The 15,045-nt window shown below is 63.0% G+C and carries 15 protein-coding genes; 7 read left to right on the forward strand and 8 right to left on the reverse strand.

The genetic code is table 11. The features are described from left to right. Positions 1-9: 9 nt before the first annotated feature. The 6 genes from GR167_RS09615 to GR167_RS09640 are packed head-to-tail and all read right to left on the reverse strand — an operon-like array spanning position 10 to position 5,809. A complete protein-coding gene (locus tag GR167_RS09615) occupies positions 10-1,212 on the reverse strand; it encodes an acetyl-CoA C-acyltransferase (protein WP_160973247.1) in 1,203 nt (400 codons plus the stop codon). Between the two features lie 24 nt (positions 1,213-1,236). Next, the gene (locus GR167_RS09620) at positions 1,237-2,166 is read right to left on the reverse strand and encodes an SDR family NAD(P)-dependent oxidoreductase (RefSeq protein WP_160973248.1); all 930 of its coding nucleotides are present in this window, start codon (positions 2,164-2,166) and stop codon (positions 1,237-1,239) included. After that, positions 2,163-2,642, reverse strand: coding sequence for a MaoC family dehydratase (locus GR167_RS09625; RefSeq protein ID WP_160973249.1), 480 nt, complete (start codon positions 2,640-2,642; stop codon positions 2,163-2,165). The genes GR167_RS09620 and GR167_RS09625 overlap by 4 nt, the downstream gene beginning before the upstream one ends. A gap of 1 nt (position 2,643) precedes the next feature. Beyond that, the gene (locus GR167_RS09630) at positions 2,644-3,462 is read right to left on the reverse strand and encodes an SDR family NAD(P)-dependent oxidoreductase (protein ID WP_160973403.1); all 819 of its coding nucleotides are present in this window, start codon (positions 3,460-3,462) and stop codon (positions 2,644-2,646) included. Between the two features lie 17 nt (positions 3,463-3,479). Continuing rightward, positions 3,480-4,601, reverse strand: coding sequence for an acyl-CoA dehydrogenase family protein (locus GR167_RS09635; protein ID WP_212769894.1), 1,122 nt, complete (start codon positions 4,599-4,601; stop codon positions 3,480-3,482). 11 nt (positions 4,602-4,612) lie between these two features. Further along, complete coding sequence (locus GR167_RS09640) at positions 4,613-5,809, reverse strand: acyl-CoA dehydrogenase family protein (protein ID WP_160973250.1); 1,197 nt, start codon at positions 5,807-5,809, stop codon at positions 4,613-4,615. Between the two features lie 133 nt (positions 5,810-5,942). Between GR167_RS09640 and GR167_RS09645 the strand changes: the two genes are divergently transcribed. The 6 genes from GR167_RS09645 (at position 5,943) to GR167_RS09670 (ending at position 12,123) form a co-directional block, all read left to right on the forward strand. Further along, a complete protein-coding gene (locus tag GR167_RS09645) occupies positions 5,943-7,181 on the forward strand; it encodes a branched-chain amino acid ABC transporter substrate-binding protein (RefSeq protein WP_160973251.1) in 1,239 nt (412 codons plus the stop codon). 72 nt (positions 7,182-7,253) lie between these two features. Next, complete coding sequence (locus GR167_RS09650; RefSeq protein ID WP_160973252.1) at positions 7,254-8,186, forward strand: branched-chain amino acid ABC transporter permease; 933 nt, start codon at positions 7,254-7,256, stop codon at positions 8,184-8,186. After that, positions 8,183-9,463, forward strand: a complete 1,281-nt coding sequence (locus tag GR167_RS09655; protein ID WP_160973253.1) for a branched-chain amino acid ABC transporter permease — start codon at positions 8,183-8,185, stop codon at positions 9,461-9,463. The genes GR167_RS09650 and GR167_RS09655 overlap by 4 nt, the downstream gene beginning before the upstream one ends. After that, positions 9,460-10,233: an ABC transporter ATP-binding protein gene (locus GR167_RS09660; RefSeq protein WP_160973254.1), complete on the forward strand. Its 774-nt coding sequence runs from the start codon at positions 9,460-9,462 to the stop codon at positions 10,231-10,233. The genes GR167_RS09655 and GR167_RS09660 overlap by 4 nt, the downstream gene beginning before the upstream one ends. Further along, positions 10,230-10,937, forward strand: coding sequence for an ABC transporter ATP-binding protein (locus tag GR167_RS09665; RefSeq protein WP_235915892.1), 708 nt, complete (start codon positions 10,230-10,232; stop codon positions 10,935-10,937). Before GR167_RS09660 ends, GR167_RS09665 begins: the two co-directional genes overlap by 4 nt. A 451-nt stretch (positions 10,938-11,388) precedes the next feature. Then, positions 11,389-12,123 (forward strand): hypothetical protein, encoded by a 735-nt coding sequence (locus GR167_RS09670; RefSeq protein ID WP_160973255.1) that lies wholly within the window; start codon positions 11,389-11,391, stop codon positions 12,121-12,123. Positions 12,124-12,127: 4 nt separating this feature from the next. On the opposite strand, the gene GR167_RS09675 is transcribed toward GR167_RS09670, so the two are convergent. Then, positions 12,128-12,562, reverse strand: a complete 435-nt coding sequence (locus GR167_RS09675; RefSeq protein ID WP_235915893.1) for a PaaI family thioesterase — start codon at positions 12,560-12,562, stop codon at positions 12,128-12,130. A gap of 136 nt (positions 12,563-12,698) precedes the next feature. On the opposite strand from GR167_RS09675, the gene GR167_RS09680 reads away from it, so the two are divergent. Further along, positions 12,699-13,187 carry a MarR family winged helix-turn-helix transcriptional regulator gene (locus GR167_RS09680; protein WP_235915894.1) on the forward strand — a complete coding sequence of 163 codons (489 nt, stop codon included), beginning with the start codon at positions 12,699-12,701 and terminating at the stop codon, positions 13,185-13,187. A gap of 34 nt (positions 13,188-13,221) precedes the next feature. Here GR167_RS09680 and GR167_RS09685 read toward each other — a convergent pair whose 3' ends face one another. After that, on the reverse strand, positions 13,222-14,853 hold the full coding sequence (locus GR167_RS09685) for a long-chain-fatty-acid--CoA ligase (protein WP_160973257.1): 1,632 nt from the start codon (positions 14,851-14,853) through the stop codon (positions 13,222-13,224). Positions 14,854-15,045 lie beyond the last annotated feature (192 nt).

Here is a 15,045-nt window from a genome sequence, read left to right on the forward strand (position 1 = left end):
TCTTTGGGATCAGAGCACTTCGAACAGGCCTGCGGCCCCCATGCCTCCGCCGACGCACATGGTGCAGACGACGTATTTGGCACCGCGGCGCTTGCCCTCGATCAGGGCGTGGCCGACCATGCGGGCGCCCGACATGCCATAGGGGTGGCCGATCGAGATCGCGCCGCCATCGACGTTGAGCAGTTCATTGGGAATGCCCAACACCTTGGCCGATTGCAGCACCTGGCAGGCGAAGGCTTCGTTCAGTTCCCACAGGCCGATATCGTCCATCTTCAGCCCGTGCGCTTCCAGCAGCTTCGGCACCGCATAGACCGGGCCGACGCCCATTTCATCGGGTTCCAGACCAGCGGCCATCACGCCGACATAGCGGCCCAGCGGCTGCAGCCCGCGCTTTTCGGCTTCCTTGGCTTCCATGATCACCGCGGCAGATGCCCCATCGGACAGCTGCGACGCGTTACCGGCGGTGATGTATTTGCCTTCCTTCACCACCTGGCCGTCCTTGAAGACCGGCGACAGCGAGGAGAGGTTTTCCAGCGTGGTGCCGGGGCGGTTGCCTTCGTCCTTGGAAATGGTGATTTCCTGGTCGGACACTTCGCGGGTTTCCTTGTTCACCACTTTCATCACGGTGGTCAGCGGCACGATTTCATCGTCGAACTTGCCCGCCTCCTGCGCCGCGGCGGTGCGCTGCTGCGATTGCAGGGAATAGGCATCCTGGTCCTCGCGCGACACGCCATAGCGTTCGGCGACGATTTCGGCGGTTTCCAGCATGGACATGTACAGCTCGGGCTTATGTTCCATCGTCCAGCTGTCGCGCAGCCAGTCGGTGCGCATCTTGTCGTTCTGCACCAGGCTGATCGATTCGACGCCGCCGCCGATGACGATATCCATGCCGTCATGCACGACCTGCTTGGCGGCGGTGGCGATGGCCATCATGCCGCTGGCACATTGGCGGTCCATCGACATGCCGGCGATGGTCACCGGCAGCCCGGCGCGGATCACCGCCTGACGGCCGATATTGCCGCCGGTCGATCCCTGCTGGATCGCGGACCCGATGATGCAATCCGAGATTTCGGACCCGTCCAGACCGGCGCGGCTGACCGCGTTGGACACGGCATGGCCGATCAGGGTCTGGGCCGAGGTGTTGTTGAAGGCGCCGCGAAAGGCCTTGCCGATCGGGGTGCGGGCGGTCGAAACGATAACTGCGTCACGCATTTTGAAATTCCTTTTGGTCAGGGGTTATTCGCCGGGCAGGGTGACGCCGCGCGCCGCCGCTGCATTCCGGACGTATTTATTTGTTTGGTCGAAGGCGTTGCCCATCACCTGCTGATCGGCCGGGTCGCGGATTTCCGCCATCCGGGCCAGCACGGTTTCGGGGCTCAGGTCTTCGTCCTGCAAGGTGATGCCCGCGGTTTCATAGACCTTGGTTTCGGTGAAACAGCCCGCACCGGCGCCAAGGATCATCTTGGTCGGGGCATCTTCGCTGACCAGCGCCAGCAGGCCCGGGGTGATGGTTTCGGGCTGCAGCAGCGCCAGCAATTCGGCGGGGATCAACCCTTCGGTCATCCGGGTCGCGGCGGTGGGGGCCAGCATGTTGGCGCGCACGTTGTATTTCGCGCCCTCGATGGACAGCACGTTCATCAGCCCCAGCATCGCCGCCTTCGCCGCGCCATAGTTCGACTGGCCGAAATTGCCGTAAAGCCCCGAGGCCGAGGTGGTGAAAACGATGCGGCCGTATTCGCGTTCGCACATATGCCGCCAAAGCGCATGGGCGGTGTGCACCGATCCCATCAGGTGCACATCCATCACCATCTGGAAATCTTCCAGCGACATCTTGGCGAAGGTTTTATCACGCAGGATGCCCGCGTTGTTGACCAGGATATCGACGTGGCCGAATTCGGCGATCGCTTCATCCACCATCGCCTGTACCTGCGCGGCGTCGGCGACGTTTGCGCCGTTGGCGATCGCCTTGCCGCCGCCTGCGCGGATTTCATCGACCACCGCGCGGGCGGCGTCGGACCCCGACCCGCTGCCGTCGGTGGCAGCGCCCAGATCGTTGACCACGACCCTGGCGCCACGGGCGGCAAGGCCAAGCGCATGGCTGCGGCCCAGACCGGCACCGGCGCCGGTGACGATGGCCACCCGGCCGTCAAAACTTACTTCGCTCATGATTCTCCTCCCATGTAGCGGCGGCCCAGCCACTGGGCCACGAGCGCGGGTTTTTCCTGTCCTTCGATTTCGACGGTCACATCCATCGTGGTCTGGAATTCGCCGGGCTTCAGTTCGTCGAACTTGGCCAGAGCGAAGCGGCCGCGCACCCGCGCGCCGACCTTCACCGGCGATACGAAACGGACCTTGTCGAACCCGTAGTTGACGCCCATCGCGATGCCCTCGATCGAGGGCATCTGGTAAACCATGGCCGACAGCAGCGACAGCGTCAGGAACCCATGCGCGATGGTGCTGCCGAAGGGGCTTTTGGCGGCCGCTTCGGGATCGACATGGATGAACTGATGGTCATGGGTGCAATCGGCGAACTGGTTGATCTGGTCCTGGGTGACGGTGAACCAGCTGGACACCCCCATTTCCTGACCCAGCAGCGCCTCGAATTCGGCGCGGGGCAGCTTTTTGCCTGAAGGAAGCGTCATCTTACAGGTCCTCGTTGAACAAGGACCCCGGCGCGTTCGACTGCATCCCGCCCGACAGCGGCAGGATCGCACCCGACAGATAGGCACCGCCCTTGCCGCAGAGATATTGCAGCGTGCCCGCGATATCCTCAGGGCGGCCGACGCGGCCCAGCGGCACGCCTTGCGCCGATTTCGCCTGGCCTTCCTCGGTACCGATGGCGAAGGCGGTCATTTTCGACACGAAGGGACCCGGCGCGATGGCGTTCACGGTGATGCCCTCGGGCGCCAGATCGTTCGACAGCACGCGGGTCATGTGATGCACGGCGCCTTTCGACACGGCATAGGAATAGGTGCGGGTGCCCTTGGGAATTTCGCCCATGACCGATCCGACATTGATCACGCGGGCCGGATCGTCCGGCGTGCTGGCAGCCTTCAAGAGCGGCAGCAATTGCTGGGTCAGGTGGAACATGCCGGTGACGTTGAGACGCAGCAGCTTGTCCCAGGCCTCGTAGGGGTGTTCACCCATCGCCGCGCCCCAGGTGCGGCCGGCGTTGTTCATCAGGATATGCAGCTTGTCGGTGCGCTTGCCCACTTCGGCGACCAGCGCGTCGATGCCTTCCTCGGTGGCGACATCGCCGCCGAAGCCTTCGGCGCTGCCGGCATAGCCCTTGCCGTTCAGCTCCGCCGCCACAGCTTCGCAGGCGTCGGCCTTGCGGCTGGCGATCAGCACCCGTGCGCCCGCGGCGACAAGCCCTTCGGCAGCCATGCGGCCGATGCCGCTCGACCCGCCAGTGACCAGCGCCACCTTGCCGGTCAGATCGAAAAGATCACTCGGTTTCATCATGTCTTAATTCCCCCTCAAAATCCACGTGCCGCAGCGACCTGCGCGGCGTGATATCCGTAATCGCCCAGCCATTCGGCCCCGACACGGGCGCGCTTCATGAAGAAGCCCATGTCGAATTCATCGGTCATGCCGATGCCGCCATGCATCTGCACCCCTTCCATCACCGCCAGTTTCGCGGTGGCGGTGGCGCGGGCCTTGGCGACGGACACCGCCAGTGTGGCCTGATCCGGCGCCTCGTCCAGCATCCGCCCGGCATTGATCACGGCCGAGGCGGTGACCTCGATTTCGCTCCACAGATGGGCGGCGCGGTGTTGCAGCGCCTGGAAGCTGCCGATGGTGCGGCCGAACTGCTGGCGTTCCTTCAGGTAGCTGACGGTCATCGCATAGGCGCCGCCGCTCAGCCCGGTGAGTTCGGCGGCCAGCGCCGCCTGACCCGCCTGCAGCCCGTGACGCAGCGTCGCCAAGCCGTTGTCCAGTTCGCCGACGACATCTTCGCCGGTGGCTTCCAGCCCGTCGAAGGTGAACCGCGCGTGATCGCGCGAATCGACCGTGCCGGTGACGTCGCGCTGCAGCCCGGCGCGGGTTGCGTCGATATCGAACAGGGTCAGCCCGTCGGCTTCACCCGCGGCCCCGGCGGTGCGTGCCAGCACCAGAACCCGGTCGGCCGATGCGCCGTCGGCGACGAAGGTTTTCGCGCCTGACAGCCGGAAGCCGTTGCCGGATTTTTCTGCCTTCAGAGCGGTTTTCAGCGGCGCGTGCTTGGCCCCTTCATCCACCGCGACGGCATAAATCGCATCGCCCGAGGCGATCTTTTCCAATCCGCCATTGCCCGACCCGCGAAGGGCGGTGGCGGCGATGACGGCGGTGGAAATGAACGGCGAGGCGGCCAGAACGGTGCCCATTTCCTCGGCCAGGATGCCCGCCGCGCGGTGGCCCATATCGGCGCCGCCCTGTTCTTCGGGCACCAGCACGCCGGTCCATCCCATCTGCGCCATTTCCCGCCACAGGGCCGGGTCGAAGGCGCGGCCCTGATCACGGTTGGCGCGCAGGGCGGAAACGGGGGAGGCTTCGCTCAGAAACCCGCGCGCTGAATCGCGCAGCAGGGTTTCGTCTTCGGTTTCAAGAAGACTTGTCATCTGTCAGATCCCTATTTCGACGGCAGTTCGAGGACACGTTTGGCGATGATGTCGAGCATCACCTCGGACGTGCCGCCCTCGATCGAGTTGGCCTTGGTGCGCAGCCATTCCGCTGCCAGCGATCCGTAAGGGCTGTCCCATTCGGCGCCTTCGCTGCCCGAGGCCGACATCAGCAGTTCGTAGCGGCGCTTGTTGATCTCGGTGCCGTAGTATTTCAGCATCGCGCTGGCATTGCCGACGCCGCGCCCCGATTGCGCCTGGTCCTTGTAACGGTCCAGAGTCATGCCGAAGGCCAGCGTGTCCACTTCCAGTTCCATCGCCTGCGACCGGATCACCGGATCGGCCAGCGTGTCGGCGTCGAGATTGCCGAGGAATTCACCGGTGGAGCGGCCCCCCAGCAATCCCTGCGCGCCGCCGCTGATCATTTCGCGTTCATGGGTCAGCAGGTGTTTCGCCACATCCCAGCCGCGATTGATTTCGCCGACCTGCGAAGGAATGCCCTCGCCATAGGATTTCGGCACTTTGACGTTGTCGAAGAAGGTTTCGCAGAAGGGCGACTTGCCGGAAATCAGCCGGATCGGCTTGGTCGTCACGCCGGGCGAGGTCATGTCGATCAGCATGAAGGAAATGCCCAGATGCTTGGGCGCGTCGCGGTCGGTGCGGACCAGCGCGAAGATCCAATCGGCCTTGTCCGCATAAGAGGTCCAGATTTTCGACCCGTTGACCAGCCAGTGATCGCCCTTGTCCTCGGCCCGGGTCTGCACGCTGGCCAGGTCGCTGCCCGCGCCGGGTTCGGAATAGCCCTGGCACCAGCGGATTTCGCCGCGGGTGATCTGCGGCAGGAAATGCAGTTTCTGTTCCTCGGTGCCGAAGGCCAAGAGCGCCGGACCCAGCATCCACAGCCCGAAGCTTTCCAGCGGGCTGGGCGCTTTCAGGCGGGTCATTTCTTCGCGAAAGATCTTTTCCTCGGCCCGGCTCAGCCCGGCACCACCATAGGTTGTGGGCCAGCGCGGCGCGGTCATGCCACGGGCGATGGCGCTTTCCATCCAAGCCCGCTGATCTTCGTGTTTGAAGGTCCAGTTACGGCCACCCCAGACGATCGAATCCTCGTCGATCGGGCGCTTGCGCAGCGACTCGGGACAATTCTCGGTGATCCATTTCGCGATATCCTCGCGGAAGCTGGACAGCTCCGTAGGCTCGTCGGTCATTCAACCCTCCCTTGTTGAATGTTTCGCATTGCAGAATAGAGTTTCACAAAATGATTGACAAGAAGCGAGTAGCCCATTTTGATCGGGGTCGGAAATGACGTTGCGGCGTCATCCACTGACGGGAGGAAAATCTATGAAACGTATTACGTCGGCTGCTTTGGCGGCCGCTATGAGCATGATTGCCGTGTCGGGCGCTTCGGCCGAGACATTGAAAATCGCCTTCATCGACCCGCTTTCGGGGCCGTTCGGTCCGTCGGGGCAGGCAGGTCTGAACGAATGGATCTATGCCGCCGATCAGATGAACGCCAAGGGCGGCATCAACGGCAACCAGGTCGAAGTCACCGGTTACGACAACAAGATCAACCCGAAGGAATCGCTGGTCCAGCTGCAGAAAGCGCTCGACAGCGGTGTGCGGTATATCGCGCAGGGCAACGGGTCCTCGGTGGCCTCGGCGCTGATCGACGCGATCGAAAAGCACAACAAGCGCAACCCCGGCGAGGAAGTCATGTTCCTCAACTACGCCGCGGTCGATCCGTCCTTCACCAATGACCGCTGCACCTTCTATCACTTCCGCTTCGACGCGGATGCCGACATGAAGATGGAAGCCGTCACCAACTGGGTGAAGGGTCAGCCGGACATCAAGAAGGTCTATATCATCGGCCAGGACTATTCCTTCGGTAAGGCGGTTGCCGCCGCAGCCGTCAAGGGCCTGACCGAAAAGCGCCCCGATATCGAAATCGTCGGCAACGAACTGCACCCGCTGGGCAAGGTGAAGGATTTCACCCCCTATGTGCAGAAGATCATCAGCTCGGGCGCCGATGCGATGATCACCGGCAACTGGGGCGCCGACATGGTGCTGCTGATCAAGGCGGCGGTCGATTCGGGCTTCGAAGGGCCGATCCTGACCTATTACGGCGGCTCCAAGGGCGCGGCCACGGCAATGGGTGAAGCGGCGGTTGGCCAGGTCAAGGCGATCGTCGAGAACAACACCAACCTGCCGATGTCGGACGAACAGGCGGCCTATGTCGACGGCTATGAGGCCAAGTACACCGAAGACAACTACTACTATCACCGTATCCACAACGCGATGCACATGCTGGCGATGGCGGCCGAAAAGGCCAACAGCATCGACCCGACCGATGTCGCATTCGCGATGGAAGGCCTGGAATACGAAAGCCCCAACGGCGTCGTCACCATGCGTGCGGACAACCACCAGATCCTGCAGCCGATGTTCATGTCGACCTTCTCGGACGACGTGACCCGCGGCGTCGAGCATCTGACCTTGGGGTGGAAATCGGGCCCGAACGACCGCATCGAAGCGGAAGACACCCGGACCGAAACCACCTGTAAGATGCAGCGCCCGAAGAAATAAGGCCGCCTGAATCTTATTCCAAGAACGGTGCCGCGTGAAACCCGCGCGGCACCTTACTGCTAAGAGGTTTTCATGGAAACGATCGTATTTTCACTCCTCAACGGGGTGATTTACGGGCTCCTTTTGTTCATGCTGTCGAGCGGTTTGACCCTGATCTTCAGCATGATGGGCGTTCTGAACTTCGCCCATGCCAGCTTTTACATGCTGGGAGCCTATTTCGCCTACACCATCTCCGAAGCCAGCAGCTTCTGGCTGGCGCTGGTCTTTGCCCCGATCCTGGTCGGGCTGGTCGGTGCCTTGGTGGAAAAATACGGATTGCGGACCGTTCACGTGAACGGACACGTGGCCGAATTGCTGTTCACTTTCGGGCTCGCCTATCTGATCGACGAGGTGGTCAAGATCGTTTGGGGCCGCAATGCAGTTGACTACCGGGTTCCCGAATTGCTGGATTTCCCGCTGTTCGAATTGTTCGGGGCGCAATACCCGGCTTACCGGATTTTCACCCTGTTCGTGGCGTTGGCCATGCTTGCGGGGCTTTGGTTCATTCTCAACCGCACCCGCTGGGGCCTGATCATCCAGGCGGCGCTGAGCCATCCGCATATGGTGGGCCATCTGGGCCATGACGTGCCGCGCATCTTCATGACAGTGTTCGGCGTCGGCTGTGCGCTGGCCGGGCTGGCGGGCGTGATCGGCGGCAACTACCTGGTCACCGATCCGGCCATGGCGGTGCAGATGGGGCCGATCGTTTTCGTTGTCGTCGTCGTGGGCGGCTTGGGCAGCCTGATGGGGGCCTTTCTGGCCGCCATGCTGCTGGGCCTGCTGCAGACCTTCGCGGTCGCCATCGACGCCCGCTTTGCCGATATCTTCGGCTGGCTGGGGCTGAGCGAGACCACCGAACTCGGGAGCATCACCATCGCTTCGCTGGCGCCGATGATTCCCTTCCTGATGCTGGTGCTGATCCTGATGATCCGCCCGCGCGGCTTGCTGGGGGACCGTGAGCTATGAGCAATGTTGCAACCAATTCCGTAAACGTGCTGGGCCCGACCGGTAGCGAAAAATTCATGCGCCGGATCATGCCGCTGATCGCGCTGGCCGTGGTGCTGGCGGTGATCCCGGTCTTCGGGCCGTCGCGCACGGTCTATTCGCTGCTCAACGCAATGGGCGTGAATATCGTCTTCGCCATGTCCTATAACATGCTGCTGGGCCGGGCCGGTCTGCTGTCCTTCGGGCATGCGGTCTATTTCGGGCTGGGCGGTTACGCCGCCGTGCACGCAATGGGCGCAATCGAAGCGGCATCCTATGGCGACGGCGGGTTCTGGGCGTCCTACCCGGTCTTCTTCCTGCCGGTCGTCGGCTTTGCCGGCGGCGCGCTGGCGGGGGCCGTGATCGGCTGGCCGTCCTGCCGCCGCGCGGGCACGCCCTTCGCGATGATTTCGCTTGGCGTGGCCGAGCTGATCGCGGCGGCCGGCTTCATGTTCGGATCGATCTTCGGCGGTGAAGAAGGCGTGTCGGGCGACCGGATGAACGGGCCGGAACTGTTCGGCCTGTCGCTGGGCCCGATCGAGGAAGTCTACTGGTTCATCGCCTTCTGGACCTTCATCGGCGTGCTGGGCACCTATGCCTTTACCCGCACGCCCTTGGGCAAGATGTCGGAAGCGACCCGAGACAATCCCGAACGGGTGGAATTCGTCGGCTACGACCCGCAGAAGGTGCGCTATCTGGTGTTCATCTTCTCGGGCGGGTTCGCCGGTCTGGCCGGTGGTATGGCCGCGGTCAACTATGAGATTTTCACCCCCGAGGCGCTGTCGCTGGCCCCGTCGGGCATGGTTCTGCTGATGGCTTATATCGGCGGTATCCGGTATTTCGCCGGGCCGATCCTGGGTGCCATTCTGCTGACCTATATGCAGTCGATGATGTCGGATTATTCCGAAGCCTGGCTGCTGTATCTGGGGCTGCTGTTCATCGTGATCGTGATGTTCGCGCCGGGTGGTCTGGCCGGGATTTTCGTCGGGCTGTTCAGCGGGTTGCGCGGCGAAGACGCGGGGGAAAATTTCCGCCGCTGGGCCGTTCAGGTCGCCGGGATCGTGCTGATGATGATCGGTATCATCACCCTGGTCGAAGTTTCGGTGCACTGGTCGAACAATTACGGCGAAGTGTTCCATCCCTTCGGCGTGCAGCTGCCGCATGACGGCGTGCTGACCTGGGCCGTGATCTTCATCCCCTTCGTTGCCGGTGTCGGCATCCTGCGCATGGCGCATAAAAACAAGGAGGGCCAGGCATGAGCATTCCGGCGCTTTCCATCAACGACCTGCACAAAAGCTTCGGCCCGGCGCATATCATCCGGGGCGTGACCCTGGATATTGAACCGGGCGAACGCCACGCGATCATCGGGCCGAACGGGGCGGGCAAATCGACCCTGTTCAACCTGATCTCGGGCGGCTACCACCCGAGCAAGGGCAGCATCAAGCTGCGCGGCGAGGAGATCGGCGGCATGAAGCCGTTCAAGATCAACCGCAAGGGATTGTCGCGCAGTTTCCAGGTGTCGAACATCTTTTCCAACATGACCGTTCGGGAAAACGTGCGCTGCGGCGTGCTGTATTCGATGGGCTATGGATACGGGTTCTTGCGCAATGTCGGAAACCTGCATGACGTGCAGCGCAAGACCGCGGAAATCCTTGAAAGCGTTGATCTTCTCGATAAGGCCAACCTGCCTGCGGCGCTGCTTCCCTATGCCGATCAGCGGACGCTTGAGATCGCGATCACCATTGCGGGGGGGGCGGATGTGATCATGCTGGACGAACCCACCGCCGGCATGTCGCATTCGGAAACCGAACGCGCGGTGGCGCTGATCAAGCAGGCCACCGAGGGCAAGACGCTGCTGATCGTGGAACACGACATGGGCGTTGTCTTCAACCTGGCCGACCGGATCAGCGTGCTGGTCTATGGCGAAATCATCGCCACCGGCAAGCCGACGGAAATCCGCGGCAACGAAAAGGTGCGCGAGGCCTATCTCGGCGACGAGGCGGACGCGATCGAAGGAGATGCGGCATGACCCAGGCGATGCTGTCCGTGAAGGACCTGAACGCGTTTTACGGCAAATCCCACGTGCTGCGCGGGGTGAACATGGAAATCATGCCGGGCGAGGTGATCGCGCTTCTGGGCCGCAACGGGGTGGGCCGGTCCACCACCGCCAAGGCCATCATGGGCGAGGTGCCGCCCAAGGGCGAGATCCTGTTCAAGGGCCAGCCCATTTCGGGCATGGAAAGCCACCAGATCGCGCGGCTGGGGCTGGGATACGTCCCCGAAAGCCGCGATATCTTCCCCTCGATGACGGTGCGGCAGAACCTGATCCTTGGCATCAAGGATATGCGCCATCCTGGAAAATACACGGTGGATCAAATGCTTGACATGTTCCCCAACCTGCGGGCCCGGGCCGATAACTTGGCCGGCGTGTTGTCGGGCGGGGAAAAGCAGATGCTGACCATGTGCCGGACCCTGATGGGCGATCCCGACCTGATCATCATCGACGAACCGACCGAAGGTCTGGCTCCGAAGATCGTGCATCAGATCGGCGACATGATCGCCGAGATCGCCAAGACCGGGGTGGCAATCCTGCTGGTCGAACAGAAGCTGTCGATCGCGCTTCGGATCGCCGATCGGGTCTATGTGATGGGGCATGGCGAAATCGTCTATTCCGGGACCCCGGAGGAGTTCAAGACGCGCGATGACGTCCGCGCCGAGTGGCTAGAGGTCTGAGGCGAGGGCCATCCGAACACGTCAGAAAATTGGCATCGCGTTTTCGCTCCTAAATTTTCGTTGCAATGTGACACTTTGACCTTAAGGTGTGGGAAATTCTGCGGAACGAGGATTTGGGAGGAGACTCGTTTCGCCTTCCCCCATCTTGGGGAATACGCCCGGCTGGTTGAGGGGCCAGCCGGGCGTTTTTACGTCTTGTGACCGGGGCGCGCTTAACCAATTCACGATACAGAAGTTTGTCGGCATTTGCGGGATTTGTATGGCGAAACGGTACGGATGCCCGGGGGTGGCGAATCGGGGGTTTTATTCGTTTCGGTTTGTGCAGGAACCCGGCCCGGAACAGCGGCATCAGCGGCCCGGGCAGTAACCCACCCGCGGTCGGGTGCTGCCCTCTGTTGTGGCCGTGGTTCCGGGCGGGTAGCGTGCGTTCAGCGAAAAGGGGGGCCGGATCATGGCGCTTTGCAGCGACGCGGCGATGGTGCTGTTCTACGACATCGAGGGCGACACGGCCGATCACGACGATTGGCACAGTTATGAGCATTTTCACGAACGGCTGTCGGTGCCGGGGTTCCTGCGGGCGACCCGTTGGGTGGCGACGGATGGCGCGCCGAAATATATGGTCACCTACGAGGTCAGCGGCGTCGAGGTCGCGACCTCGGACGGATACCTTGAGCGGCTGAACGACCCGACGCCCTGGACCAGCGAGATGATGCCGCGTTTCCGGGGCATGATCCGCGGGTTCTGCGGGGTCAGGGCCAGCGCCGGGTTCGGCTTCGGCCGGGCGGCGGTGGCGTTGCGGTTCCTGCCGCAGGACGGGGCGGAGGAACGCCTGTCTGACTGGATCGCGCGCGATGTCCTGCCTGCGATGGCATCACGGCGCGGGATCGTCGCGGCGCATCTGCTGCAACCGGCGCCGCCGCCGATGACCCGCGAACAGGCGCTGCGCGGCCGGGATCAGGCAATGCCGTGGCTGGTGATCGTGTCGGGCTATGACGCGGCGGCGCTGGGCCGGGCCGCGGAGGCGCATCTGGACCCGCAGGCGTTTGGGGACAACGGGGCGGCGGGTGACATGACCCTTGGCCATTATGCGCTGGATCACACCGCGAGCGCGGACGAGGTGGCGCGCACGGCCAAGCCACCGGTTCTGGTACCGGAGGGGCGCAGGGAGGACGGGCCGCGCCGGTAGCCTGTCAGCTGGCGATCTGCAGCGGCTGGATGAAGCAGCTCGTCGTGGCGAGCGCAAGGACCCGGCCTTTCTGATCCTCGATCCGGCCCTCGGCATGGGCGATGCGGCGGCCGCGCGATTGCAGCTTGCCCAGGGCGCGAACCTGCCCGGTATGGGGCGTGATCGGGCGGAGGAATTTCACGCTGGTATCCAGCGAGGCATAGCCTTCGCCCAGTGCCATGACGGTATGGACCGCCGAGCCCAGGGCCGAGTCGAGCAGGGTCATCGCCCAGCCGCCATGCACCTGCCCCATCGGGTTGAGGACGCGGGCCGAAGGTTCGCCGCGAAATTCGGCTTCGCCTTCGGCCACGGCATGCAACCAGAAATCCAGCGCCTGTGCCATCGAGGGGGCGGGAAATTCGCCGCGCAGCAGGGCTTGCAGCTGTTCCAGGCCGGTCATCTTGGCAGCCTGTTCGATGGGCGGGAGTCCGATCGGGAGGTCGGGTCTTGGCACTGTGTCGAACATGACGTAGTCTCCAGGTCGATGCATATGCATGCATAATCCATGCATATGCATGGAGTCAACAGGAGGCCGTATGACGTCGCGTGAAATGCCGCAGGAAATGTCGGAGGACATGTCGCCCGAACTGGCCGAGGTTCTGGCCGGGAACTGTTACTGCCTGGCGATGCGGCGGGCGTCGCGGCGGCTGATCCGGCTGTATGACGCGGAGCTGGAAGAGCAGGGTTTGACGATAACCCAGTTCGCGACACTGGCCTGGATCAAGGCGTTGCGGCGGCCGACGGTGCAGAAAATCGCGGATTACATGGATATCGACCAGTCGGCGCTGTCGCGCGGGTTGGTGCCGCTGGAACGCAAGGGGTTCATCGGGTCGAAGCCGGATGAAACCGACGGGCGCAAGCGGGTTCTGCTGCTGACGCAGGAAGGCGAGGCCAAGCTGGAGGCCGCGTCGAAATCGTGGAAACGGGCGCAGTTGCGGGTGGCCGAGGAACATCCCGATATCGACATGAAGCAGTTGCTGGCGGGTTTGCAGGACATATCGGGCGGCATAGAAAAGGGCGCCTGACGGCGCCCTTTGTCGTTCCCGGTATGACCGGCGCTCAGCGCAGGTCGGGCAGTTTGTAATCCGCGAATTGCTGGCGCAGGGTCAGTTTCGAGGTCTTGCCGGTCGCCGTCATGGGCAGCGCCTCGACCCAGATCACATCGTCGGGCAGCTGCCACTTGGCGAAATGTTCCGACATGTGCTCGTGGATGTCCGCCAGGCTGGGCCGTTCGTCGCCCGAGGGCACCGCGATCAGCACCGGGCGTTCGTCCCATTTCGGGTGCGGCATGGCGATGGCGGCGCAATTGGCGATGGCCGGGTGCGACATGGCGGCGTTTTCCAGGTCGATCGAGGAAATCCATTCGCCGCCCGACTTGATCAGGTCCTTGGAGCGGTCCTGGATCGACAGGAAGCCGCTGGGATCGATGCTGGCGATGTCGCCGGTGCCGAACCAGCCTTCGGAATCGATGGCCTTCTCGGAAGCCTCGGCATTGTTGAAATAGCCGCCGACGATGGTGTTGCCGCGCACATAGAGTTCGCCGATGGCCTTGCCGTCATGCGGCTGGCGGTTGCCGTGATCGTCGACGATCTTCAACTCCACCCCGAAGACGCGGCGGCCCTGCAGCGCCTTCTTGTCGATCATCTGGTCGAAGGGCAGTTCCTTGACCCAGGTCGGCATCACCCCGTGGGTGCCGATCGGCGACATTTCGGTCATGCCCCAGGCATGGCCGACCTCGACGCCCATCTTTTCGAATGCCTCGATCATCGAGCGCGGCGCGGCCGAACCGCCGACCACCACGTCGGCGAAGCCTTCGGGTTTCTTGCCCTGCGCCTCGATTTCCGCCAGCAGGCCCATCCAGACGGTGGGCACGCCCCAGGCCGAATGGACCTTTTCGTCGTTCATCAGTTTATACAGGCTGGGCCCGTCCAGCGCGGGCCCGGGCATCACCATGTTCAGGCCGAGGATCGGCGCGGTATAGGGCAGGCCCCAGGCGTTGACGTGGAACAGCGGCACCACCGGCAGCACGCCCGACCCTTCGGGCAGGGTGCAGCCCATCACCGAGGTCACCAGCAGCGCGTGCAGCACGGTGGAGCGGTGCGAATAGAGCGCGCCCTTGGGGTGGCCCGTGGTGCCCGAGGTGTAGCACAGGCCCGAGGCGGTGTTTTCGTCCAGCAGCGGCCAGTCGAAGCTTTCCGGCTGGCCGGTCAGCAGTTCTTCGTAGCACAGCGCGTTCAGGCTGTTTTCCGGCATGTGGTCGCGGTCGGTCATGATCACATAGACCATGTCCTTGGGCAGTTCGTCCTTCACCGCTTCGAGCACCGGCACGAAGGTGGTGTCGGTGAACAGCAGCTTATCCTCGGCATGGTTGACGATATAGATCAGCTGTTCCGCCGACAGGCGCGGGTTGATCGTGTGGCAGACCCCGCCGACGCCGGAAATCGCGTAATAGAGTTCGACATGGCGGTAGCCGTTCCAGGCCAGCGTCGCCACCCGGTCGCCGAGCCGGACGCCGTGGCCCTGCAGCGCGTGGGCCAGTTGCGACACCCGGGCCAGGGTTTCGGGATAGGTCTGTCGGTGGATGTCGCCCTCGGTCCGGGCGGAAACGATTTCCGCTTTTGGATGCGCCTCGGCGGCATAGGTCAGAATATCGCTGATCATCAGCGGACGATGCATCATCATGCCAAGCATGATCTCCTCCCGAATTGTAAAATCTCCCTGGGCGGAGACTAGCGCGGGGCTTGGGTTTACAAAAGCAGATTCGTCAGGGCGGTCTGGAATTCCGATTTGCGCTCAAGGGATTGTGAGAAAACGGAAAATTATTCCGCAATTGGGTTTGGCGGTGCCAAGGGGCTGGGGAAGTGCCGCACCGTCACTTTGGGC

The sequence above is a fragment of the Thalassovita mangrovi genome (genome assembly GCF_009857745.1).
GTDB lineage: Bacteria > Pseudomonadota > Alphaproteobacteria > Rhodobacterales > Rhodobacteraceae > Thalassobius > Thalassobius mangrovi.